This is a genomic window from Chitinispirillales bacterium (assembly GCA_031254455.1).
Classification (GTDB): Bacteria; Fibrobacterota; Chitinivibrionia; order Chitinivibrionales; family Chitinivibrionaceae; genus WRFX01.
The window spans coordinates 1-23896 of record JAIRUI010000121.1; the positions used below are offsets into that span (position 1 = coordinate 1).

Genomic DNA, 23896 nt, shown 5'->3' on the forward strand with positions numbered 1-23896 from the left:
GAGATTGAAGTAGCAAGAAGCGGCATAGATTCGGTAAGCAATGTGATTAACGCCTTAAAAGCGATAATAGACTACAAAGGCTTTGCTACCGATACGATAAATAAGACAAGCGACGACAAGGGCGTATTAACCGGAGAACCCGTATTTGAGATTACCACAAGAGAAAGCGGGCAGGCTTCGCGTTCGGTAAGAGACGGCGGTGCAATATCGGTGAGTGAATTACTCCAAAACGGAGAATATAACGTCGCAGTGAAGGTAAGCGATATTGTCGCGCAAAACTATAAACCCGAAGATGGACAGATAGTATTAAAGGTAAGCGATTTGTTTGTTACTTTCACTACCGAAACCCGCGAGGGACCTATAGCGATCGCCAAACCGCAGAAGTCCGACAGAAAGTACGGTATTTTGCTTGAAAAGGCTGTTGTATCTGATGTTGCAAAGATTTCGGTAAAAACTCCTGAGCAAGCGCAAGTTACCCTTATTGTTTATGACAACGTCGGCAATGTGGTGTTTGAATCCAAGAACAGAAATAACAAAGAGATATTGTGGGATTTGACCAACAGCGCAGGTAGAAATGTTGCGAACGGCGCGTATCTGATAATCGCCGAAGCGAGAGGAAATAACGCAAAGACGTATAAGTATTCGGCGAAGTTGGGTGTGAAACGATAACTGGACTGGATTGCTTCGCTACGTTCGCAATGACGGGACAGTATTTAATAAACGGGGTGCGGAGAGATTTGCACTCCGTTTTTGTCTTACCGATATAGCCGGATAGTATATTATCGTTATAAATAAAGGAGTAATAATCATGCAAAACATACTCACATCTGAAATAATAAATTTAATTGATTGGAATGAATTTTTTCGTTTTTGGAAATTTAACGGAAGATATCCCGAAATTTTAAAGAATGACGAAGCGCAGAATTTGTTTCAAAACGCAAAAGATTTGCTTAAAAAACTGCAAGATGAAAATTTTTATTGCGGTGAAGCGAAAATTGAATTTTTTGACGCAAAATCCGAAAACGATAATATAATTATTTTCCCCGGCATAAACTCAAATTTTAATGAACCGATTACGATTCGTTGTTTAAGACAACAAAACAAAAAAAATAACGACGAACCGTATTATTGTCTTGCAGATTTTATTTCGTCAAGCGAGAAAATCGGGGTTTTTGCGCTTACAAGCGGCGCAGAATTTGAAAAGAAAGCGAAAGAATCGGCTAAAAACGGCGATTTATATTATTCACTTACGTATCAGTCGCTTTCAGAACGTGTCGTAGAAGCGTTTTGTGAAAGTTACCATACAAAATATTTGAACGGACGAAACGGAATACGTCCCGCAATCGGCTATCCGTCGCTTCCCGATTTAAGAATTATGAAAATCGCCGATAAAATTCTTAATTTTGAAAGCGTTAAGATTTCTCTAAACCAAAACTATATGATGTCGCCGCTCTCGTCTGTTTGCGGATTTTATATAACCCACCCGAAGGTTAAATACTTTTCTGTAGGAAAACCTGCCGATGATCAATTACTCGACTATGCAAAACGCGGAAACGAAAGTATTGAGGAAGCAAGAAAATGGGTCGGCTAAGAGTCTGTTTCACAAATTGTGTTTTACCGAAATTCATCGCTTTTAAGGTTGTGAAGATTTCGATGAAATCAACAATTTTTCTCCTTTTTTTATTATTCTAAATCTGTCTTTTGATTTTGGAATATAAACGTTTGATATCTGTGAAATTGCGGTCTCGTTTGTAAACCATACCGTCATTTTTGGACGAAAAAAGAAACGCTCTTTTTTGATCTGCGACGAATTTGCGGAAGAAATTAAGATGTCGTATAAAATCGGACATTGCTCGTTTTTTTCAAAAAAGTTATTTGACGAAATAATTATTTTTGTTTCGTCCGATATAGCGGCGATTCCCCAAACGAAAAACCTGAAACTCCATCCGTATCTATATAAATGACGAATCGTATCTGTCTGATTATCCGTATTGTATTTCAGCAGTTTATCGTTTGAAATAAAAAAAGAGGTCGTATCGAAAATCGGCGGGTTTTCACTTAAATAAATACGCAAATCCCCGTCTTTTTTTTTAACGTTCTGTTCAAAAAAAACTATAGAAAAATTATCGTTATCGTTTTCTAAATAATATTCGCTGCGCATTTGCCAAGGATTGTTTGACGATTGTTTTGAATACCATGTGACAAGCGGAGTCAGAATCAAAAAAACAATAATTTTAAACTTACTCGTTTTACGGACGGGCGGCGGGCATTTTTCACGTCTTTTTATCATATTTATCCTAATGTTTCGTTACGGAAAATATAATTCCTTTATTTATATTGTAAAATAATTATTTTCGCTTATTGTCAAAAACAAAAATATAGAAAAATGAAAAAATATATATTTAAGCGTTTCCTTGCGACTTTCCCGCTTCTTTTGGGCATGTCGTTTGTTTCATTCTTTTTTATTCGACTCGCGCCTGGCGACATGCTTGCGCCGTATCGGGCGAATCCGCAAGTTTCGCAAGAAACAATAGCCGCCATAGAAAAAAAATTTCATTTAGACAAACCGCTTTTTGAGCAATACGGTTATTGGTTAAGAAATATTTTACACGGAGATATGGGTTATTCGTTCCTCAAAAAGGACAACGTTTCTTCGGTGATTTTGAGCCGATTGGCAAATACTCTGATTTTGGCGCTTTTCACGATTTTTATAACTTGGACGGTGGCGATTCCTTTGGGAATCTATTCGGCGGCAAATCAATATAAGCCTGTTGACGGATTTTTTTCGTTTATTTCATATATTGGAATTTCTTTTCCCAATTTTTTTCTTGCGTTGCTTCTTTTAGCCTTGATTTCGGTGACTCCGGAAATCCCTATCGTCGGGAAATTGCCGCTTGGCGGAATGAAATCTCCCGATTACGAAACCTTTTCGACCGTTCAAAAATTCTTTGACGTGTTAAAACACCTTCTTGTTCCCGGAATTGTTTTGGCAACCGCTTCTATGGCCGGATTGCAGAGAATTATGCGCGGAAACATGCTCGAAGAATTGCGTCAAAGATACATAACGACGGCGCGTGCGAAAGGATTGCCCGAAAACAAAGTAATTTACAAACACGCTTTGCGAAACGCGATAAATCCGCTTATTACGATTTTTGGATACGAATTTTCGACGCTTCTTTCCGGAGCGGCGCTTACCGAAATTATTACAGGCTACCCGGGACTTGGCGCGGTTATGCTTGAAGCGGTTCGCGCTCAAGACCAATTTCTAGTTATGGGCGATATGCTGATGAGTGGAATACTGCTTATCGCCGGTAATCTAATAGCCGATATTTTACTTGCCGTCTGCGACCCAAGAGTAAAATTAAGTTAAATTTACAATTATTATCATTTCTTTGTTGAATATTATTATTTTCATTTAATGAATTTTAACGGGAGGGTTTTATGATTAAAAAAATTGGAATAGTATTGTGTTTTACATTTGTTTTGTTTGCGGCGAATTATCGAGAGGCTTCTCCCGTTCATCCGGGCGATTTTCCCATAGAAAGCGTTCCGCAATTCGTGATAATCGGCGCGGACGATTGTTCGGAAGCCGAAACGATTTTATGGCTTGTCGATTTCTTGGGTAAACTTAAAAACCCCGACGGTTCTCCTGTTCTTATGAATTTCTACGTGAACGGAAGGTACGCGCAGGATAATTATTCGGGAGCGGCGGACACTTCCGTTAAAAAAGTTTGGCAGGCATGGAAAAAAGCGATTGATGCAGGACACGAAATCGGAAACCACACTTATTCGCATTGGTTCAACAGCGACTTTGAAGAACCGCGCGAGGATCCGCGGCTTTTGAGCGTAGAACGCTGGAATGCCGAAATTATTTCAAACGACTTGACGATAACCGCAAATTTAGGAATTTCCAGAAGCAAAATTTATGGTTTCCGTTCGCCGTTTTTGGAATATAACAGAGCGACTTTTGAGGCGACGACAAGAAGAGGTTTTTTGTATGACTGTTCTATTGAAGAAGGAATGCAGCCGGATCAAAACGGCATGAACAGATATTGGCCATACCAGATAACAAACGGTGCGGAAATTGACAGTTTGCAGGCGGAATGGTCAACGGGCGAAGACGATTGGGGATATAAGGCGATAGGAAAATTTCCTAATTCAAGAATGTGGGAAATTCCCGTTTATTCCTACATTGTACCGCACGATAGTTTGTCTGAAAAATACGGTTTTAAGAAAGGACTTCGCACAAGAGTCATAAAAAATACGCCTTGGTTTGACTCCGCAACGGGAAATTTAACAGGTTTTGACTATAACATGTACGCACCGAAACCATGGGAAGGCGCTTCGATGAAAGCAAACGAATGCTTGGCGACCCTCAAAAATACTTTTGATACGCATTACAAAGGAAATCGCGCGCCTATGACTTTGGGAATGCACCCCGATTATTATATGAAAAATCGTGACAGCGATTATAAATCGGCGGGAAACTATTTGCAGAGGAGAAAAATAATAGAGGAATTTTTACTCTACGTCATAAAAAATCAGGATGTTAGAATTATTACGGGACATTCGCTTATCGCCTGGATGAGAAATCCTATTCCGCTTAGCGACACGCCGGTTTTGGACGAAAAAGGCGAACCGGTAAGAAATCATGTTAATAAAAGACCGGTCGGCAGAAAACCTATGCGTGATGTCGGAGAGCAAAATTCGGAAAATTCGGAAAGCGAACAGCAATCCGCCGAACCGACAACTGAAAAGTCCGAATAAGCAAAAGAAACTGCAAAACGATAAAAACCGAAGTGATTTCCGCTTCGGTTTTTTATTTAGACTTCTTTCCTGTCTCCCGCAACATTGCTCAAAACTTTCAAAAAATCAATAGTCTCGATAACGTCGTGAACGCGAAATATTGTCGCCCCGCACAAATACGCTTGCGCAACCGCCGCAAGTCCGCCGCATAAACGGCTTCGAGTATTTGAACCTATTGCCTGAGCTAAAAAGCGTTTTCTTGACGCGGCATACAAAATCGGGTATCCGTCAAACGAAATTTTATCCAAGTCTGCAGTTAAAGCCATATTATCTTCGTATGTTTTTGCAAAACCAATTCCCGGATCAAGTATTATTTTCTCTTTGGAAACGCCGGCGTTTAAAAAAAATTTTACAGATTCTTTCAATTCCGCTTTCACGTCGTCTAAAACGTTGTCGTAATGCGGATTATTTTGCATTGTTCTAGGATTTTCACGGCTGTGCATTACGACTGCCGTTGCATTGTATTTTGCTATAATTTTGAGAATTTTTTCATCGTTTCTACCGGCGCTTACGTCATTTATCCAATTAGCCCCTGCCGATAAAGCCTCTTGAGCCACTTGTGATTTTCGAGTGTCTATGGAAATTTCAACATCAAATCTTCTGCGTATTTCTTCCACTGCCGGGACGACACGGTCAAGTTCTTCGTTAAGTTCCACCGGCAGACTTCCCGGACGAGTCGATTCTCCGCCTATATCAATGATTTCTGCTCCTTCGTTTACAATTTGCAAGGCGCGGGCAATGATTTTATCTGTCGAAGCGAAATACGATCCTCCGTCATAAAAAGAATCAGGGGTGATATTTAATATACCCATCACCCTAAAATTTCGACTCATTTTTTGTCGCTTTCTTCCGCTTCTTTCTTAATTGTTTTTTCTTCGCTGTAAAAAACGTTTTCATCAAGCGCTTTTAACGCTGTTTTTGAAATAAAGATTATATCTTCTGCAAGTTTTATATTTTTTTGATGTAATTTTATTTTGTTTTGTCCTCTTTTTATACTTTCCAAGAATGATTTAACCCGTTTCTTATCCATCCGCTCTTTTGTCTTTTCTTCTACAATTTGTGATTCAAGAAAAAGAATTATACTTTCTTCTTCTTCTATTATTTTTTGTGAAGAAGATATCGCTTTTTGGTTTTGTAAAATTGTTTCGTTAAAACATTCGTTTGAATATTGCGTCTGCCCGTTTGATGAAATTTCTACCGTATCTTCTTGAACGGAATTTACGGTTACAGGCATATCTTTATCCCTGCTCTTTTTAGCTTTCTCAAGAATATCGCCGGAAAGAATTTTATCTATTTCTTCTTTATCCAAAAGTTCGTGTTCCATAAGAGCGTTCGCCAAAAGTTCAAGCTGATCGCGATTTTTGGTAAGAATATCTACAGCGCGCTCTTCCTGCTCAAGCATAATTCCCTTAAGCAGGGCGTCAACGTTTTCTGCGGTTTTTTCGGAAAAATCTCTATGGTTTCTAATTTCACGCGCTAAGAAAATATGTTCTTCTTTTTCGCCAAAAGCGACTGGTCCCATTTCCGTCATCCCATATTCACAAATCATTTTTCTTACAAGTTCCGTAGATACCTTTATATCGTTCGCCGCGCCTGTTGTCAGATTGTCAAATATCATTTTTTCCGCTACTCGTCCACCCATTGCGACACAAATTCTATCTAAAATATATTCTTTTGAATATGAATGACGATCTTCGTCTGGAACAGAGTAAGTTATTCCCAAAGCCCTGCCGCGCGGGATTATTGTAACCTTATGAAGCGGATCCGCATTTTTGCAATGAATGGTACATATTGCGTGTCCTGCTTCATGATATGCGGTCATTTTTTTCTCTTTTTCCGAAAGCACTAAACTTTTACGTTCCGCACCCATAGAAATTTTATCTTTTGCCTCTTCAAAATCAATCATCGTAACTTTTTCCTGATTAAATCTTGCCGCAAACAAAGCCGCTTCATTAACCAAATTCGCCAAATCCGCGCCAACAAATCCGGGAGTCCCTTTGGCAAGCGTTTCCAAATTCACGTCATCTGAAATCGGTATATTTTTTGTATGAACTTTAAGAATTTCTTCGCGCCCTTTTACATCCGGAACATCAACGACGACCTGTCTGTCAAACCTTCCGGCGCGAAGCAATGCCGGATCCAAAACATCGGGACGGTTTGTAGCCGCAACAACGATAACGCCCGAATTTTCTTCAAATCCGTCCATCTCTACAAGCATTTGGTTGAGCGTCTGCTCTCTTTCGTCATGTCCGCCGCCCATACCGGCGCCGCGTTGACGTCCGACCGCATCTATTTCGTCTATAAAAATTATGCATGGCGCTTGTTTTTTCGCCGTTTCAAACAAATCGCGTACACGTGACGCTCCGACTCCGACAAACATCTCGACAAAATCCGAACCGCTCATTGAAAAAAACGGCACCTTAGCTTCTCCTGCGACAGCTTTTGCAAGCAAAGTTTTTCCGGTCCCCGGCGATCCCAAAAGTAAAACTCCTTTTGGAATTTTCCCGCCGAGTTTTTTGTATTTTTGAGGCGATTTCAAAAAATCCACGATTTCCGCCAACTCGTCTTTCGCCTCCTGAACCCCTGCGACGTCGGCAAACGTTTTTGTGTTATTATCTATTATATGCTGCTTTACGTGTGATTTCCCAAAACCGAAAACTCCTCCTTGCGCACCCTGAAAACCACGGAACATTGTAAATAAAAAAATTAAAAATATTATAGGCCAAATTCCGCTTATAAACTCAAGCACTCCCTGTTTTCTTTCCTTAAAGACGTATGAAAGTCCCGCTTCTTCCCATTTTTCAAGAATTTTGGAATCCACAAACGGAAGATTTACCGAAAAGTTTGTCCCCGAAGCCTTCACGGATGAGATTTTTCTTAAAACGGTACTATCGTTAACTCTGCCGTAAAGTTTTGCCGTACCATCGTTTCTCTGTTCAATTACCGCCGCCGAAGACGTATCAAAAATATTCTTGCTTTCTTTTAACAGCAAAAGCGTTTGGAACTCACTATAATTTAACTCTACCGACGTCGCCGTTTCCGCAATTTCTACCATTTTGGTGAAAAGATAAATTCCGGAAATAATTAACACCCAAATCAAAATTGTATTGAAAGATTTTGGGCTTTTTTGTTTTTTTGTTTCGGGCGGAAGCGAAATTTTTATCGGCTGGTCTGTTTTTTTCTGCTCGTCGTTTTTATTCTGTTCTGCCAATTTATACTCCTTGTTTTATTTTTCGATTTAAAAAGAAACAGCGAAAAAATTCTCAGCATTCTGTTGAATAATCTCTGCAAATTTTTCTTTATTTATCCCATAAATTTGCGAAACCTTTTCACCGACAAATCGAACAAAAGCCGGTTCGTTCGGTTTCCCGCGAAACGGCGAAGGCGCAAGCCACGGAGAGTCCGTTTCCACAAGTATCCGTTCAATCGGAACCGCCTTTATCGTTTCGTCCAAGCCGCTGTTTTTGAAAGTAGTGATTCCTGAAAAAGAAATAAAATATCCGTTATCCGTAATTTTTTTCGCCATTTGAGCGCTTCCGGTAAAACAATGAAAAAGAACGTCTTTCATTCCTTGAGAAACACAAATTTCAAGTACTTTTTCGTCAAGCATTCTTGAATGAACAACAAGAGGTTTATTTATTTTTTTTGACAAAGCTATTTGTTTGTCAAAAACAACCGCCTGTTTATCAAGCGGCGGATAATCGCTTTTTTGCGATCCGTCCATACCGGTTTCTCCTATTGCGACAACATTTTCTGACAAAGCTAAATTTTCTAAAGTTTCTATCCAATCTTCATCTTCATAAAAATTTTCGCTCTCAGGTACGCATACTCCTATAACGGCAAACGTTTTTATCGGCGTCTCTGAAAATGTACGTTCTACAGCGATTTTCGCTTCGTCAATATTCGTAGCGACATTAATAACTCCGACTACGCCTGCGGTTTTCGCGGCGATTATTTTTTGCATAAATTCGTCATAAGAAACACTTGCAAGATGAGCATGCGTATCAACCCACATTATTGAGAAACCCTTTTTATATTTCCCCATTCGGTTAGACTCATTATTTTTATCGAGTCCTTGGTAAATTTCCAGACACCGCTCGCTCCCGCTTTTTCAACCTGTTTACCGTTTATTTGTATATCAGTCGCAAAGAAATTGCCGACACGAACGTTTATACTGTCTTGAGCGGACGCCGTAATTATTTTTGACATAGAACGAATAAGACGCCCTTTTTCAAATATTTTCCCGTCAGTGATTATTTCAATCCACGCAGAATCTTTTATTACACGTATCTGCATCTCTATCGTATCCGGAACTTGGAGAACAAGCGCGTCGTCACCCGAAATCGCTTCCAGATCTTCAGGATTTTGCTCGTCTGAAACAAGCGTAATAGAATCGGCTTGGCTATTTCCATGATGATCGGCGGACGGCGACAAAACACTTTTGTTTGCGCCAAAATATAGTAAAACAAAAAGCAAAAGCACAAACAACGCCACTAAAATAAAACTTACATTTTTTTTATTTTCGGAAACATTCAACGGAATTTTTAATCCGATGTTTTTATCTTCTTTGTAATTTTTCGGGGAGATTTCCACCTTTTCGCTTCTTTCTTCCGAAAGCTGCTCTATAAGTTTTTCCGAATCAAGCGCAAGAAAGTCCGCAATAGTTTTCACATAAGCCCTAATATAAGGTTCAGCCGGAATCGTCTCATAATCATCGTCTTCTATCGCCTTAACATAATTTTTGCTTATTCTTAAATCACTGGAGATTTTTTCTATCGATAATCCTAAAGATACTCTTTGTTTGCGCAGAATACTGCCAATTGATTTTTTTTCTTTATTAACAACAATGTCTTCGACAGAATTGTTTTCATTATTTTCTTTGTTGTCGCAGTTATCCTGTTCCATTACTACACCCTCCCCTGTTTACCGTCTTATAATCATATTATCATTGATATCAAGCATAAAAAATACTTTTTTGACACATTGAAATGAAATTATTTTATTCTTGCCGTGTATTTTTTCAATAAATTTATGGTTGTACAAATCGGAAGTCCCATAACGTTTGAATAATCCCCGTTTATTTTTTCTATAAAATATTTTCCGTCTTCTTGAATACCGTAGCCTCCCGCCTTGTCGGAGAAATTTGCCTTTTTCAGATATTCTTCTATTTCATTGTCGTCAATACGTCTAAACCAAACATCGGTTTTTTGTAAAAAATTCTCGTTAAAATTAATTTTTTTACAAGCCAAATTTACCGCGGTATAGACACTATGTTTTCTCCCGGAAAGCATTTTAAGCATCATATTTGCATCAGCCGCATTTTTTGGTTTTCCCAACACATTTTTGTTTAAAACTACGACAGTGTCTGCGGAAAGAACGGGAACGTCCGGATATTTTTCGCAGACAAATTTCCCTTTTTCTTTTGCAAGCAATATTATTGCGTTTTTAATTTCTTTGTTTTCAAAAAACCTGTATTCGTCGCCTATATCAACGGTTTCCACAATAAAATCAATACCCGTCCCCAAAAGTATTTCTTTGCGGCGCGGTGATTTCGACGCTAGAATCAGACCGTTTATATTTTGCTTCCAAGACATCTTATTCTTTATAATCTGCGGTTAATACAACAAAAACCTGCATCCCAAGCCCTCTGCCGAAATCAGTTAATCTTTCGCCGGTAGTCGCCGTCATCGCAACGCCGCTCAACGGTATATTAAGCGTTTGGGCTATTTTTTCACGGATTTTCGGAATATAATCCGCTAATTTCGGCTTTTGCGCCTCAATTGAAAACGAAACGTGTACAATTTTATGATTACCTAAATATTCTAAGGATTTTTTAAGATAAACGCTACTGTCTTTTATTCCTTCTTTAAGACATAATTCGTCGGCTTTCGCACCTAAAATATTAACCGTTGTAATTCCCGAAACCGCGTTTGTCAGAGCATGCAAAATAACATCCGCATCGCTGTTTCCTTCAAGCCCCGTCTCATTAGGAATGAATACGCCTCCCAAAATAAGCGGTTTTGTGATATCTTCGGTTTCAAATCTATGCGAATCCTGTCCAATTGCGACTTTTATCATAATTCACCCAAGTTTTTCAGTAGTTTTAAAGTGTAGTTTTGCAACAAATTTAAGATTTTCGCGTCCGTGCTTTGAAATAAATTTTCTGCCGATTTCAATTACGTTATTCCCCGCTCCTAAAGGAATTTTCATCTTGTATTTTCGCGATAAAATTCCAACTTTTTCAACAAAACAATTTCGCGCCACTATGGATGCCGCAGCAATCGCAATGTCGTTATTCTCGCCGTGAACAATCGCACTGACTTGCATTTTCGGATATTTCAATAAAAAACGGGTTACTAACGATTCGTCTGCAAATTTATCAAAAACCGCAATGTTTATTTCGGAATGTTTTTCTTTAAGATTATCAAAAACCATCGCATGAGTAAGCCCTAAAAGAACGTTTAAATTTTTGAATTTTGAATACATTTCATTATACTTTTCGACAGAAGGGTGAACGATTGAAATATTGCGCCCATATCTTAAAAGAAGAATCTTCGCAATTTCAGCGACTCTTTTGTCGTTTAATTTTTTACTGTCGCAAACGCCGATTTTTATCAATTCCTCTTGCGTTTTTGTAGAATCAATAAAAAACCCCGCAGTTACAAGCGGGCCGAAAAAATCGCCTTTACCGGCTTCGTCAGAACCAAAATGCGCTTGAAAATCCGCATCCTCCAGTGAAAACGGCGGCTTATCTTCGACGCTATAAACAAATTTTCTAGTTGCATCGCCGCATTTAATTTCTACAAGCGATAGACTGTTTTTTTTGGGAGAATAATAAACGGAAACTTTTCCATCGTCTTCTTGCCCCTTTACAGATAATTGAACGCCATACGGGATATCTTTTATTTTTTCAAAAAATATACCGTGTTTAACAAGGGACGGCTCTATTTCACAAAGTTTTTCTTCTAATTGCTTTATTGACGAATATTTCATGTTTTCATCCGTTTTAATTTTAATGTTCTAAAATATTTTGCGTGAATATAGTATTATTTTGACGTAAATAGTTGATAAAAGATAAAAAAGTATAAAATTGCAAAATTTCTTCATCTCGTCAAAATAACGCCGCTTTCAATGTGAAAAGTGTTAGGATAGCAATCAAAAATCGCCGTTTTCTCAATTTTATATCCGCACTCGTTGACGAAAAAATTGCAATCGCGGGCTTGTGTAGAAATATCGCACGAAACATAAACGATTTTCTCGGGCGAAAGCGAACGTATGCCGGTTCTGACTTCTTTTGAAAGTCCTATTCTAGGCGGATCGACGATAATGCAGTCGGGTTTAATATTTTTAGATTTTAAGAATTTTTCTGCGCTCAAACCAATCGCTTTCGCATTTTTTATCCCGTTATTATCAAAAGTTTTTTGCGCAGATTTCGCCATAATCTCATCAACTTCCAAAAGTGTAATATTTCTTGCTTTTTTGCTGCAAAACACCGAAAAAAGTCCAACCCCGCCGTAAACGTCAAGTAAATTCTCACATTTAAAAATATTGCTTTCGCACCAATTCGCCATTGTCCGAGTAATAAATTTATTTGCCTGAAAAAATGAATTCCAACTGACTTCAAATTTATATTTTTCAACGCAGATTTCACCGATTTTTTTGTTAAGCGACGATACGACTTCGTTTCCGCAGTCGATAAGTTTTATCTCTTTCAAATTCAAACTTTGTTCAAATATTTGGTTTCTGTCCGCTAAAAACGCATTAAGATTTTCGCTCAAAAGAGGGCAATTTTCAATGTCGATTATTTCATGCGACTTTTTTGATAAAAAACCTAATTTTTTCACTTTTTTGTCAATACTGAATTTTACACGAATTCTGTAATTCTTTTCATCGGCGGAAAAAATCTCCGGCGGTAAAAAATCGTAAATTTTACCTATGCGCCGCATTACGTCTTCAAAAATTTCCTTTTTACACGAACGTTGAAAATCATAGTCCATAAATTGCCAGTCGCAACCGCCGCAAGTCCCAAAATATTTACAAAAACAGTCTCTTCGACGCGGAGACGTTTTAAAGATTTCTTGCACTTTGAAAACCTGCGTTCCGCCCGATTTCCGGACTTGCTGACAATCGGCGCTTTCATTGGGCAAAAGCCCTTCGACAAACACGACTCCGCTTTGAGTTCGACAAAGTCCAAGTCCGCCGAAAAGCATTTTTTCACACGACAATTTCACGTTTTTAAGAATTTTGCGCCCCACCATTCGTTTTCGACAATCTCTTTTTGCAGTTCAAAGCCGAATTTTTTCGCTTCTTCGACGATTTTTTCCCGTTCTTCAAACAAAATCCCCGACCATAGTAAAAATCCGTCTTTATGTAAAATTTTACAAATATCATTTAGTAACGGCATAGATTGCGAACTAATCATATTCATAACAACAGTGTCAAATTTTGCCGACATGTTTACTTTTTCAAGTCCGCCGATAATAAAACGAATGTCGGAGTTTTCTTTGTTGTCTTCAAAGTTTTGCGCTAAATTTTCTTCACAATCTTTGTCGATTTCTAATCCGGTTATTGATTTGTAATCGGCAATTTGCGCTGCGAAAGCAAGCACGCCGGAACCTGTTCCTATGTCTAAAAGCGTTTTTGCACCCGCTGTTTCTTCAATAAGTTTTGCAGCGATTCTCGTGGTTTCGTGATGTCCCGTACCAAACGCCATTTTCGGCTCAATTTTAATCCAACATTCACCGTTTTGCATTTTAGGTTCAAGCCACTTGGGCGAAACCCAAATTTTTTCGGTAATTTTTACGGGCGAAATCGTCTTTTTCCATTCTTCGTTCCAATCGCGGTTTTCAATTTCTTCAACTCGTGAAACGCTGTAATTTTGCAAAAGCAGTTTTTGCACGTTTAACGCACAATCTTTGTCGTCATAACAAATGTTTATTTTTATTTTTCCATCCGTTTCCGTTTCCGAAAACCCCAAGAATCCATCGACAATACACTCGGCAAGTAAATTTTCAACTTTTTGCGGCGAAGCAGTCACGTCAAAAGCGTAATATTGCGGCATAAAATCCTCTCTTAAATATGTATTTTTAATTTAACACGAAATTATAGTTTTTACCGAAAAGTTTTTTATCGCCTGTAAAAAAGTGAAAATCGGCAAATTTATAAAATATAAAATACGTTTTGATGAGGATAAATAATGTTTTAAGGTTGAAAGCCTTTACGGACGATTGGAAATACCAAAGTAATCCTGTCCGTAAAAACTTTCAACCATGTAAATCGCCGATAAAGACGTTACAAAACAACAATTTTTACTTTTTTACATAAGTTATAAATCCCGTTTCGTCTTTAAGAACGCCGTTCTTAAAAGTTCCAGTCCACTCTGGAAGGTAGGTATCGCTGTCGAAATCGGCAAGGTCCCAAACGACTGTTACAGTTCCGTCTTCGTCAAGCCTCCAATAAAACACATCTTCTTGGACAGCATAATGACCGGTTCCGTCCGCATTAAATACCGCCCAGTCTATCTTCCCGACAACCATCGCCTCAATCTGCCAAGTCCCGACCAAATCGCCAGACCCTGCAGGACCGCCGCCGTTATTGTCGTCATCCTTGCTGCAACCGACAAACGTCATAACACACAACACCATCAACACGCTTACCAACCATGCGGTAATTTTCTTAAAAGAAATCTGACTCATAAAACCCCCTTCAACAAGGTTTAACTGTTATATATGAAGTAAAACCGTTTTACTTCCGAAAGTAAGGCGAAACGATATAAAACAAAAAGCCGGACGTGTAGAAACGAACGGCGTGTAAGTAAAGCCAAAGGTTATTTTTGAAACGTCAAATTGACGAAAATGATTAATTAACGATAATTTAAGCCGACATTTCCGCTTTTTAAACGGTATGGCACGGAATTTGATAGGGAGGGGGGGGGACGAAACTCAACGCGTAATTAAACTTTGCAGATATAAGCGCGTAACCTATCCGCATCGTTCTAAAAAGCAAAGAGAAAATATTTTTTGCCGCCGCCGTTTTGTTCATTTCAATCCCCATAATCTTAATTTAAAGATTTTATCTATCCCATCGTTTAATAAATATAGTATTTGTTTTGGAGAAATGCAAGGGGATTTATAAAATATGTTTCTATCAAAATCTTGTTGCGCCAAAAACAGTGCCAAAAGCGCATTCTAAACCTATCGTTACGTTAATTTCGCAATAAATCTAAAGTATTTTATAAAAATAAACGTAATTCATACAGCTTTTCAGTGTTGTAAATTTGTGCTTTTTTCCCGACATTTTTAATACGTTTCCAATAATCTATGACAGACATATTGGATTTAATCGCAGCCATTTTCAAAGTTGTCGGTCTTTCGCCTCTTTCATTATCCATTTTCCCTCCTTTTAAGTTACTGTTACGTTTCGGTTAAAAATTACAATGTATACGTCAAAGACTTATTATGAAGAGGTAAAAAAGCAGTTAATTTTTAAGCGGTTTTTACGAATACTGTAAAATTACGCCGTTCTTTGCAGTCTTGTCGCAAAAATGGCGTCTGCGGCGTTATTCTTCAACGTATATCTGCCAATGTCTTAACTGTTAAATAAGTATTCGAGGTTTAATATTATAAAGAGAATGTTTTAACATATCCTCTTTTATTTTATCTGAATCGACGACGTATCTCATAAGTCTCAATGCAAGGTTTTTATTTTTACGGCAAAACTTACAATTATTTAATAAAATTTCTTTATTTCATTCGGATAAATAATATTTTTTTACTAAAAAATTTCAATAGAGGTTCTGTATTTATGGGAAGAAAAATTTCGCTGACCGGAATAAAACCTACCGGAATGCCGCATTTGGGAAATTATTTCGGAGCGATTAAACCCGCTTTACAGTTGGCGCAAAAATACGAGGCAAGATACTTTATAGCCGACTATCACGCGCTCAACACGATAAAAAATCCACAGGAATTACGAGATTTAACGTATGAAGTCGCCGCCGCTTGGCTTTCATGCGGGTTAGACTACGAAAACGTTTTGTTTTACCGTCAAAGCGACATTCCCGAAATATTTGAACTTACAACGATTCTTACGGCTTTCACTTCAAAAGGGCTTATGAATCGCGCACACGCATACAAAGCGGCAACGGACGCGAATAAAGAAAACAAAAACGATCCCGACCATAATATAAATATGGGACTTTTTACGTATCCTATTTTAATGGCGGCGGATATTCTTATTTTCGATTCGGATTTTGTTCCAGTAGGACGCGACCAAAAACAGCACGTAGAAATGGCGGCGGATATCGCACAAGCGTTAAACAGTAATTACAAAAAAACCCTTTTTGTAATTCCCGACGGCGTTTACGACGGCGTAAACGAAAGCGTTTTGGGACTTGACGGACGAAAAATGAGCAAAAGTTACAATAACGCCATTCCGATTTTTGTTCCGGAAAAACAACTGCGAAAAATCGTGATGAAAATAGTTACAAATTCGCAAGATATAAGCGAGCCTAAAGACCCTGACAATTGCAACGTTTTTTCTCTTTACAAACTCTTTGCGGACAAAGAAAAACAAGACGCTCTTGCTAAACGTTATCGCAAAGGAGGAATGGGCTGGGGTGAAGCGAAACAGGAATTGTTTGAAGCAATGAACGCCGTAATTAAACCTATGCGGGAAATTTACGACGACTTGATGGCGGATAAATCAAAAATAGACAAAATTCTTGCGCATGGAGCGGAAAAAGCAAGAGAAATCTCGTCTAAAAAAATAGCTTTTTTACGCAGAGAAATAGGAATATAAATGACGACTATTTTTCAAATTCAGCAGAAAATCTGTTCAAAAAATCATCATAAGCAATTTTAATTCCTTCTTCAAAATCTACTTTAGGCCGCCAGCCGAGATTGCGCAAAAACGACGAATCCATAAGTTTTCGCGGGGTTCCGTCCGGCTTGGATTTGTCCCAAACCAAATTTCCCGAAAACCCGACAATGCGTTTTATCGTCTCGGCAAGTTCTTTAATTGTAATTTCTTTACCCGAACCGACATTTACATGCAATTCGCCGGAATAATTATCCATCAAAAACAGACAGGCGTCTGCAATGTCGTCGGCAAATAAAAATTCCCGTAAAGGCGTTCCGCCGCCCCACACGACGACTTCGGCGGAATTTGCCGCTTTTGCTTCGTGAAATCTACGGATTAACGCCGGAAGTACGTGCGAGTTTTCTTTGTGGTAATTATCGCCTATTCCGTACAAATTTGTGGGCATCGCCGAAATAAAATCCGTACCGTATTGGCGATTTGCACTTTGGCAAAGTTTAATCGCAGTAATTTTTGCAATCGCATACGGCTCGTTCGTTTGCTCCAATTCGCCTGTGAGAAGCGAATTTTCTTTTATCGGTTGAGGAGCGAATTTGGGATAAATGCAAGACGAACCTAAATTCAGCAACTTTTTTACACCGAACTTTCGCGACGCTTCAATAACATTACTTGCAATCATCAAATTTTGGTAAATAAAATCGTAACGATAAACGTTATTCGCATAGATTCCGCCGACTTTCGCCGCGGCTAAGAATACGTATTTTGGGCTTTCTTTTTCAAAAAAATTATCGACCGCTTGTTGATTTGTAATATCCAATTCATCATGCGTTTTTGTAATTATGTTTGAAAATCCGCTATCTTTAAGTTTCCTCAAAATAGCGCCGCCGACCATTCCACGATGCCCCGCAACAAATATTTTCGCCGATTTCTCCATAAATTCTCCCTATATATAAGTTTTACCGCCGAAAGCTAAAGAAAAATAGTATTCTCCGAATTATCAAACGGAGAAAAACTTGAAAAATATGAATTGTGAATTTTCTCAGAAATCAAATCCGGCGGAAAACTTGAAGACGTTTTTTTTGTTAATATTCGCGTTTTCGTTAAATTCACCTCTGACAATTCTGCTCCACGAAAAACGGACAGGTCCGGCAAACGTTTGCAGCGCCAATTCTACTTCAATTCCTATGGGAGCGTCATAAAAGAAACTTTTGTCTGTTTTTAATTCGCCAAAGTCGTCATAATTTAACAAATTTCCATAATCGGCATAAAACAGCGCATAAAATGGCAATCCGCATATAAATTGATACCTAAAACACAATTCGGATACAAAAATATTATCTGCAAAAACATTTATTTTTTCAAGTCCGGCAAAATTTACTGTTTTAAAAATGTCCGACGACGAAATAAATTCGTTATATCGTTCACCGTTGATATTATGTTTAATCATTAACGGCAATCGTTTGTTCGCCCACGCGTAATTTATACTGGGGATTATAACGATTTGGCCGCCTACGGGAATTACAAAAGAATTATGCCCGTTAATAGAAAAAAAACTTTCATTGCTTCCGAACAATTTATCGGACATCCAAAAGTGTAAATTTTGCATACCGCCCGTTGTCGGAAAATATTCATCGTTCCTGTAGTCGCTTTCTATTCCGGCGACAAACATTTCAATTTTATTTTTGTATGCGTCAAAATCAAAAAAAATATTGGAATTAGCGGATTCTCGTTTTTTATACTTGTCATAGTAAAATCCTGCTAAAAACGAAACGTTATTGGTAAAACCTAATCTTGAAACGAAATCTATCCCGTTTTTAGAAATATCGTTTTCCGAGTAATAAATAACAGGTTTGTTTGCGTCGGTAGTATCATCAACTTGGCGTGAAATTAACCGCTGCGACAATATATGCCCGTCAAAACTAAACGATAAATTAAATTTGTCCTTAGTAGGAACGTCCCACAAAATACCGCCGACAATTTTCCTGCGTAAAAATCCTACCTGAAATTTTCCTGTAACCGAAATTCCACAGTCAAAAATATCATTGTATTGCGGAGCGATTATTATTTCTGTAAGATTAACGTTGTCGAATCTAATGCCTATATCAAACGAAAGTTTTTCTTTTTCTTTGACTTTTGCAATGAGCAAGTCGCCTGTTTGGGTAAAATAAAACTCATCAAAAATTTCACGGTTATTTAAAAATTTTGTAATGTCGTTTAATTTTTTAATACTTATTTCTTTGTTCAAATAATCATCAAAAACTCTATGTAAATACCGTTCTTTTTTATTATTCGCCCCTTCAATTGAAATGTTTTTAACAAAAATATTATCGTTTATTTTATTTTCGGGAATTTCATTGATATTTTTATAGTCGTTTAATTCTTTTGAAATTTCCATCGTTTTTTTTGCTTCCTCGTATCCTAATTTCACAATAGAATCTAAAAGGTAAAAATCATTATTTTTTATAGACATGCCCGCAAGCGGAGAGATTATAATATCGGCAAGATGGGAATTATTGGCTTCAGCTTCTTTCATTCCGACGGTTATCGACATTGTAAGAGCGTCGAAAATAGAGTATATTTTTTCTTTTTTATCTTCTTTTGTGGTAACATCAACTACCGCCGTGAATTCGTTTTCCGTATTCTCTAAAAGCGGAATATTTGCTTTTAAGCCGCCGTCAATATGCCAATTACTTCCGATTTTTACGGGGATCATAACCCCAGGAACCGCAGAACTGGCTTTGACCAATTGCAAAATATCGCCGTTCTTATGTATTACGGATTTTGCCTCTGAAACGTCGGTAGTGACTATACGTAAAGGAATTGAAAGTTTATCGAAGTCGCCTCCGCTCTTTATCTGACTGTCCAAAATTTTTTCTCCGATTAAATTATCCAAAAGCAAAGGACTGACCAAAGATCCTTGCCAAATAGGATAAAACTTGTCGTCTAATTTTATAGAAAAAACGCTTTTGAAGCGCTTGTTTTTTGAGTATTTATTTTGTGAAGCCGACGAATAAACATAATTCGGATTTGATAAGGGTTTTAAAATTTGATGTATCTCGTTTGCCGAATATCCGCACGAATAAAGCGACGCGACAATGGCGCCCATACTTGCTCCGACAATCGTGTCCGGAACTATTCCGCATTCTTCAAAGTATTTAAGTACGCCTATATGAGCAAATCCTCTGGCGCCTCCGCCCGAAAGCGAAAGTACAAGCGGTTTTTTTTCTGCAACAACGGTGATTGCCGACAAAAATATAAAAACTGGCAAAAGTATGAACGATATTTTCTTCATTTGTAAATAAAATAATATTTCGCAAATAATAAAAAAATTGTTATCTTTTATCTATTGTTTCAATTTGCATAAATTATCTTATATGCTGGTACAATACGTTCAGGAAACTAAAAACTGTACAAGGTGGTTTGTAATTATGCAAAGAAGAGGGAAAAAACTTGGCGAAATTCTTTTGTCAATGGGGCTGATAACCGAAGAGCAGTTGGAAAACGCTTTCAGGACACAAGCGATAACCGGACAAACGCTTGCAGCTATTTTAGTTTCTTCCGGTGCGATATCTACCGAAGATTTAAGTTCTGTTTTAGGAGAACAAGTTCAAGTTGACAGTAAAAAAAGAATAGGAGATATCCTCATAGAACAAGGGGTTATAACTCCGGAACACCTTGCCGAAGCGTTGAAACAACAAAAAGTCACCGGGAAAAAAATCGGAGAAACGCTTATCGCGATGGGGATTCTCACCGAATCCAAACTTATTGATATTTTGGGCGCGCAGCTTGACGTTCAGCATGTAATACTTGACGGAGTAAAAATAAATCCGCAACTTACGGCGTTGATAACGGAAGAAATGTGTAAAAGGTATAAAATCATTCCAATATATGAACAAAACGATATGATTACCATTGCAATGACGGACCCGACCGATTTAAGAACTATCGACCACATAAAATTCGTTACCGGAAAAAATATAGACGTAGTTATGACTTCCGAGAAACAAATCTTATCTGCAATTACAAGAGTTTATGAAGACAAACAAAAACAACTTCACGATATTCTGCAAAGAGTGGAAGGCGAAAACGCTACTCTTGAAATCATCAGCGACGAAGAAGAAAAAGAACTTTTATCGGACGAAGAAGGCGCACAAGTTGTAAATATTGTGAATATGATAATTCACGAAGCTATAGAAAAAGACGCTTCCGATATACATTTGGAACCGACAAGCAACGGTTATCGCGTTCGCTATCGTATAGACGGCGATTTGCAGACGATTCAAGAGTTGCCGGCGACTATTCGCCCGCAGGTTATTTCCCGTCTTAAAATTCAAGGCGGGATGGATATTGCCGAAAAAAGAAAACCTCAAGACGGGCGGATAAGAATTAAACACCAGGCGCGAATGGTGGATTTGCGCGTATCGTCTTTCCCGTCGTTAACACGTCAAGTGCAATCGGAAAAGATAGTTTTACGTATTATCGACGCAGAAGGGAAGCAGTTTACGCTTCCGCAATTAGGTTTCGGTCAGGCGATGTACGATAAATTTGAAGAATTGATACAGATCCCCGACGGCATTATTTTAGTAACCGGACCGACGGGAAGCGGTAAATCTTCGACGCTTTACGCCGCTCTTGAATTTATCAACCGTCATTACGAGTATAAAAAAAATATCATTACGATGGAAGATCCTGTCGAAAGCAATGTTGAGGGTATTACGCAAGGACAGATAAACGTTAAAGCCGGATTTACTTTCGCTTCGGGTATGCGTTCTATTTTACGTCAAGACCCTGATATAATAATGGTGGGAGAAATGCGAGACGTCGAAACGGGCGAAATGGCTGTTCAGGCGGCGCTTACGGGGCACGTCGTGTTTTCGACTTTGCACACCAACGACTCCGCCTCCGCGTTCACCCGTTTGCTTGATATGGGCGTACAATCATATTTAGTAAGTTCTACGGTTCGCGGAGTATTGGCGCAACGGCTCGTGAGAAGAGTTTGTTCCGCATGCAAAGAGGAATTTGAACCGGAACCGGAAGTTTTGTATAAAGTCGGCTTGAAAGCAGGCGTAAAATTATATCGCGGAAAAGGATGCCGCCGTTGTAATAATACCGGCTATAAAGGTCGAATGGGTATTTTTGAACTCCTTATCCCCGACCGCCAAGTTCAAAAAATGATTATAGGAAAGGCGGAATCCGATGAAATTAAGGATTATATGGTAAAGAGAGGCGACTTTAGTACGCTTCGCCGCGACGGGTTGATAAAAGTTCTCAAAGGTGAAACTACGCTGGAACAAGTTTTGGGAGCGACGCAGGAAAACACATAAAATCTGTAAGCGGCGACACAATTTCTACCCAAAACGCTTTTTCAAAAATTCCAAATCAAGTTCCGGATATAAAACGAATTTAGCCAAGAGCGATTTCACTTTTTCTTTCGCTTCAACTTTAATTTTTTCATCGATTATGTAAGAAATTTTACTCGGCTTGCCCGCATTTTCGCCTTTTTCTACGACTCCCGCTTTGGTATTTCTGAGAATAAGCGAAAAGATTTTCGCAATTTCTTTCATTTCATATTCCCCCATTCCAAGCGTTGAAACCGCCGCCGTACCGACACGAAGCCCGCTCGTTATCATAGCGTTTTCCTTGTCGAAAGGAATCGAATTTTTGTTTAGCGTAACCCCGCATTCAAACAATGCGCCTGCCGCCTGTCGCCCCGAAAGCCCAAAAGATTTCACCGCGTCAATCAAAAATAAATGATTATCCGTTCCGCCGGAAACTACCTCCATTCCTTCGTCTTTGCACGCCTGCGCCAGCGATTTTGAGTTTGAGACGATTTTTTTTGCATACTCGCGAAACTCCGGTTTTAACGCTTCTGTGAAAGCGATAGCCTTCGCCGCCATAACGTGAGCGAGCGGTCCGCCCAAAACAAGCGGGCAACCCTTGTCCATAAACTCTGCAAATTCTTTTTTGCACAAAACTATTCCGCCGCGCGGACCTCGAAGCGTTTTGTGAGTCGTCGTAGTCACTACGTCCGCCCATTTTACAGGGTCAAATTCTCCTTCAAAAACTTTTCCGGCGACAAGTCCGGCAAAATGCGCCATATCCACCATCAAAACCGCGCCGGATTTGTCGGCTATTTCACGAAATTTTTTGAAATTTATTTTACGAGGATAAGCCGAATATCCCGCAAGTAAAATCAACGGCTTAATTTCCATAGCCTTTTTTTCAATTTCGTCATAATCCAAAAGTCCGTCTTTTTCGCTCACGCCGTAAGAATACGCGTCAAACATTCGTCCCGAAATATTGAGCCTGTAGCCGTGAGTAAGGTGTCCGCCCGCAGACAAATCCAAGCCGAGAAGTTTTTGATTTCCAAGAATAACACGAATTTTTTCCCAATCGTCGTGAGACATTGCGAGCGGATTTTTTACGGGGAGTTTTTCCGCCTCGACAACCGCGATTTTCGCTTGCAGAATTCCCCAAAACGCTACCATATTCGCATCGGCGCCGCTATGCGGCTGAACAAACGCGTGCTGCGCTCCAAACAGTTCTTTCGCCTTTTCTACGGCGATGCTTTCGATTGTATCTACGTTATCGCAACCTTCGTAAAAGCGTGAAAACGGAAAACCTTCGGCATATTTGTCGGTCAGTAAATTTCCCATCGTAAGTTGTGAAGAAAGCGAACAGTAATTCTCGCTCGCGATAAGTTTTAGGCGCGTTCTTTGAAATTCCAATTCTCCGATTATCGCCTTTGCTATGTCGGGATTTACCTGCGCCGTTTTTTCAAGATTTGCGACGTACGCAACCGCTCCCGCGTCCAATTCCTGATTTTTTTTACTTAAAATATACTCTTGTAACGCGCTCATTTTTTATCCTTTTGAGAATTTTTTGTTAATTTTTTAAGAAGAAAATACTATTTAGCGAAACCGATTACGGCAAATAAAGAAGAATTTACGTATAAACAAAAATTCAAAAAAATAAAAAATTCAGACGAACGTTATAAAACAAATATTATTTTATTTATAATAATAATGAACGCAGATATAAACAAGAAGCGCGGCGGCAATGAGCGAAACGTCAAAAACAAAATCATTTTTCCTTATGCTTTTTAACGCAGTGCGGACTGTTCACGCACATATAGCGGCGAAATTAAATTCCAAATTAGGATTCGCCTCCCCCCCCCCCCCCCCCCCCCCCCCCCCCCCCACCATCCTAACCCCTCTCTACCACCGCGTCATATGTTTGTTTTTATTTTTTTTTTCTTATTATAACTATTTTA

Annotated in this window: 23 protein-coding genes; 7 read left to right on the forward strand and 16 right to left on the reverse strand. The window is 38.8% G+C overall.

The window, feature by feature from the left end; genetic code table 11:
* Both LBH98_09570 and LBH98_09575 read left to right on the forward strand, forming a co-directional pair.
* Positions 1–669: hypothetical protein (locus LBH98_09570; protein MDR0304994.1), on the forward strand; the 669-nt coding region annotated here is incomplete at its 5' end.
* Positions 670–808: 139 nt separating this feature from the next.
* A complete protein-coding gene (locus tag LBH98_09575) occupies positions 809–1591 on the forward strand; it encodes a hypothetical protein (protein ID MDR0304995.1) in 783 nt (260 codons plus the stop codon).
* A gap of 42 nt (positions 1592–1633) precedes the next feature.
* On the opposite strand, the gene LBH98_09580 is transcribed toward LBH98_09575, so the two are convergent.
* Positions 1634–2290: a hypothetical protein gene (locus tag LBH98_09580; protein MDR0304996.1), complete on the reverse strand. Its 657-nt coding sequence runs from the start codon at positions 2288–2290 to the stop codon at positions 1634–1636.
* A gap of 96 nt (positions 2291–2386) precedes the next feature.
* Between LBH98_09580 and LBH98_09585 the strand changes: the two genes are divergently transcribed.
* Positions 2387–3370 carry an ABC transporter permease gene (locus LBH98_09585; GenBank protein ID MDR0304997.1) on the forward strand — a complete coding sequence of 328 codons (984 nt, stop codon included), beginning with the start codon at positions 2387–2389 and terminating at the stop codon, positions 3368–3370.
* 71 nt (positions 3371–3441) lie between these two features.
* The gene (locus LBH98_09590) at positions 3442–4767 is read left to right on the forward strand and encodes a polysaccharide deacetylase family protein (protein MDR0304998.1); all 1326 of its coding nucleotides are present in this window, start codon (positions 3442–3444) and stop codon (positions 4765–4767) included.
* A 56-nt stretch (positions 4768–4823) separates the two neighbouring features.
* Here LBH98_09590 and folP read toward each other — a convergent pair whose 3' ends face one another.
* From folP to LBH98_09650, 12 genes are all read right to left on the reverse strand, one after another.
* Positions 4824–5639 carry a dihydropteroate synthase gene (gene folP / locus LBH98_09595; GenBank protein MDR0304999.1) on the reverse strand — a complete coding sequence of 272 codons (816 nt, stop codon included), beginning with the start codon at positions 5637–5639 and terminating at the stop codon, positions 4824–4826.
* On the reverse strand, positions 5636–7861 hold the full coding sequence (gene ftsH, locus LBH98_09600) for an ATP-dependent zinc metalloprotease FtsH (protein MDR0305000.1): 2226 nt from the start codon (positions 7859–7861) through the stop codon (positions 5636–5638). The genes folP and ftsH overlap by 4 nt, the downstream gene beginning before the upstream one ends.
* A 183-nt stretch (positions 7862–8044) precedes the next feature.
* Positions 8045–8821: a TatD family hydrolase gene (locus tag LBH98_09605; GenBank protein ID MDR0305001.1), complete on the reverse strand. Its 777-nt coding sequence runs from the start codon at positions 8819–8821 to the stop codon at positions 8045–8047.
* Positions 8821–9711 (reverse strand): helix-turn-helix domain-containing protein, encoded by an 891-nt coding sequence (locus LBH98_09610; protein MDR0305002.1) that lies wholly within the window; start codon positions 9709–9711, stop codon positions 8821–8823. The genes LBH98_09605 and LBH98_09610 overlap by 1 nt, the downstream gene beginning before the upstream one ends.
* An 89-nt stretch (positions 9712–9800) precedes the next feature.
* Complete coding sequence (locus LBH98_09615) at positions 9801–10400, reverse strand: Maf family protein (protein ID MDR0305003.1); 600 nt, start codon at positions 10398–10400, stop codon at positions 9801–9803.
* A 1-nt stretch (position 10401) separates the two neighbouring features.
* Entirely contained in the window at positions 10402–10884 is a 483-nt protein-coding gene (gene ispF, locus LBH98_09620) for a 2-C-methyl-D-erythritol 2,4-cyclodiphosphate synthase (protein ID MDR0305004.1), read from the reverse strand.
* 3 nt (positions 10885–10887) lie between these two features.
* A complete protein-coding gene (gene rnhC / locus LBH98_09625) occupies positions 10888–11799 on the reverse strand; it encodes a ribonuclease HIII (protein MDR0305005.1) in 912 nt (303 codons plus the stop codon).
* 110 nt (positions 11800–11909) lie between these two features.
* On the reverse strand, positions 11910–13064 hold the full coding sequence (locus LBH98_09630) for an RsmD family RNA methyltransferase (protein MDR0305006.1): 1155 nt from the start codon (positions 13062–13064) through the stop codon (positions 11910–11912).
* Positions 13034–13867, reverse strand: a complete 834-nt coding sequence (locus LBH98_09635) for a 50S ribosomal protein L11 methyltransferase (protein ID MDR0305007.1) — start codon at positions 13865–13867, stop codon at positions 13034–13036. Before LBH98_09635 ends, LBH98_09630 begins: the two co-directional genes overlap by 31 nt.
* Positions 13868–14114: 247 nt before the next feature.
* Positions 14115–14501 carry a hypothetical protein gene (locus LBH98_09640; GenBank protein ID MDR0305008.1) on the reverse strand — a complete coding sequence of 129 codons (387 nt, stop codon included), beginning with the start codon at positions 14499–14501 and terminating at the stop codon, positions 14115–14117.
* Positions 14502–14700: 199 nt separating this feature from the next.
* Positions 14701–14847 carry a hypothetical protein gene (locus LBH98_09645; protein MDR0305009.1) on the reverse strand — a complete coding sequence of 49 codons (147 nt, stop codon included), beginning with the start codon at positions 14845–14847 and terminating at the stop codon, positions 14701–14703.
* 190 nt (positions 14848–15037) lie between these two features.
* Positions 15038–15196, reverse strand: a complete 159-nt coding sequence (locus LBH98_09650) for a hypothetical protein (protein MDR0305010.1) — start codon at positions 15194–15196, stop codon at positions 15038–15040.
* Positions 15197–15609: 413 nt separating this feature from the next.
* Between LBH98_09650 and trpS the strand changes: the two genes are divergently transcribed.
* Positions 15610–16605, forward strand: a complete 996-nt coding sequence (gene trpS / locus LBH98_09655; protein MDR0305011.1) for a tryptophan--tRNA ligase — start codon at positions 15610–15612, stop codon at positions 16603–16605.
* 7 nt (positions 16606–16612) lie between these two features.
* Here trpS and LBH98_09660 read toward each other — a convergent pair whose 3' ends face one another.
* A complete protein-coding gene (locus LBH98_09660; GenBank protein ID MDR0305012.1) occupies positions 16613–17557 on the reverse strand; it encodes a GDP-L-fucose synthase in 945 nt (314 codons plus the stop codon).
* A gap of 105 nt (positions 17558–17662) precedes the next feature.
* Entirely contained in the window at positions 17663–19891 is a 2229-nt protein-coding gene (locus LBH98_09665; protein ID MDR0305013.1) for a patatin-like phospholipase family protein, read from the reverse strand.
* A 160-nt stretch (positions 19892–20051) separates the two neighbouring features.
* Between LBH98_09665 and tadA the strand changes: the two genes are divergently transcribed.
* Positions 20052–21947: a Flp pilus assembly complex ATPase component TadA gene (gene tadA, locus LBH98_09670; GenBank protein ID MDR0305014.1), complete on the forward strand. Its 1896-nt coding sequence runs from the start codon at positions 20052–20054 to the stop codon at positions 21945–21947.
* A 24-nt stretch (positions 21948–21971) separates the two neighbouring features.
* Here tadA and LBH98_09675 read toward each other — a convergent pair whose 3' ends face one another.
* Entirely contained in the window at positions 21972–23483 is a 1512-nt protein-coding gene (locus LBH98_09675) for a glycine hydroxymethyltransferase (protein ID MDR0305015.1), read from the reverse strand.
* A 199-nt stretch (positions 23484–23682) separates the two neighbouring features.
* Between LBH98_09675 and LBH98_09680 the strand changes: the two genes are divergently transcribed.
* The coding region (locus LBH98_09680; GenBank protein ID MDR0305016.1) for a hypothetical protein at positions 23683–23896 on the forward strand (214 nt) is incomplete at its 3' end.

Excerpts from the sequence above, each read along its gene's own strand:
- LBH98_09575 (MDR0304995.1), top strand. The coding sequence starts at position 809 with ATGCAAAACATACTCACATCTGAAATAATAAATTTAATTGATTGGAAT.
- LBH98_09580 (MDR0304996.1), bottom strand. The coding sequence starts at position 2,290 with ATGATAAAAAGACGTGAAAAATGCCCGCCGCCCGTCCGTAAAACGAGT.
- LBH98_09585 (MDR0304997.1), top strand. The coding sequence starts at position 2,387 with ATGAAAAAATATATATTTAAGCGTTTCCTTGCGACTTTCCCGCTTCTT.
- LBH98_09590 (MDR0304998.1), top strand. The coding sequence starts at position 3,442 with ATGATTAAAAAAATTGGAATAGTATTGTGTTTTACATTTGTTTTGTTT.
- folP (MDR0304999.1), bottom strand. The coding sequence starts at position 5,639 with ATGAGTCGAAATTTTAGGGTGATGGGTATATTAAATATCACCCCTGAT.
- ftsH (MDR0305000.1), bottom strand. The coding sequence starts at position 7,861 with ATGGTAGAAATTGCGGAAACGGCGACGTCGGTAGAGTTAAATTATAGT.
- LBH98_09605 (MDR0305001.1), bottom strand. The coding sequence starts at position 8,821 with ATGTGGGTTGATACGCATGCTCATCTTGCAAGTGTTTCTTATGACGAA.
- LBH98_09610 (MDR0305002.1), bottom strand. The coding sequence starts at position 9,711 with ATGGAACAGGATAACTGCGACAACAAAGAAAATAATGAAAACAATTCT.
- LBH98_09615 (MDR0305003.1), bottom strand. The coding sequence starts at position 10,400 with ATGTCTTGGAAGCAAAATATAAACGGTCTGATTCTAGCGTCGAAATCA.
- ispF (MDR0305004.1), bottom strand. The coding sequence starts at position 10,884 with ATGATAAAAGTCGCAATTGGACAGGATTCGCATAGATTTGAAACCGAA.
- rnhC (MDR0305005.1), bottom strand. The coding sequence starts at position 11,799 with ATGAAATATTCGTCAATAAAGCAATTAGAAGAAAAACTTTGTGAAATA.
- LBH98_09630 (MDR0305006.1), bottom strand. The coding sequence starts at position 13,064 with ATGGTGGGGCGCAAAATTCTTAAAAACGTGAAATTGTCGTGTGAAAAA.
- LBH98_09635 (MDR0305007.1), bottom strand. The coding sequence starts at position 13,867 with ATGCCGCAATATTACGCTTTTGACGTGACTGCTTCGCCGCAAAAAGTT.
- LBH98_09640 (MDR0305008.1), bottom strand. The coding sequence starts at position 14,501 with ATGAGTCAGATTTCTTTTAAGAAAATTACCGCATGGTTGGTAAGCGTG.
- LBH98_09645 (MDR0305009.1), bottom strand. The coding sequence starts at position 14,847 with ATGAACAAAACGGCGGCGGCAAAAAATATTTTCTCTTTGCTTTTTAGA.
- LBH98_09650 (MDR0305010.1), bottom strand. The coding sequence starts at position 15,196 with ATGGATAATGAAAGAGGCGAAAGACCGACAACTTTGAAAATGGCTGCG.
- trpS (MDR0305011.1), top strand. The coding sequence starts at position 15,610 with ATGGGAAGAAAAATTTCGCTGACCGGAATAAAACCTACCGGAATGCCG.
- LBH98_09660 (MDR0305012.1), bottom strand. The coding sequence starts at position 17,557 with ATGGAGAAATCGGCGAAAATATTTGTTGCGGGGCATCGTGGAATGGTC.
- tadA (MDR0305014.1), top strand. The coding sequence starts at position 20,052 with ATGCAAAGAAGAGGGAAAAAACTTGGCGAAATTCTTTTGTCAATGGGG.
- LBH98_09675 (MDR0305015.1), bottom strand. The coding sequence starts at position 23,483 with ATGAGCGCGTTACAAGAGTATATTTTAAGTAAAAAAAATCAGGAATTG.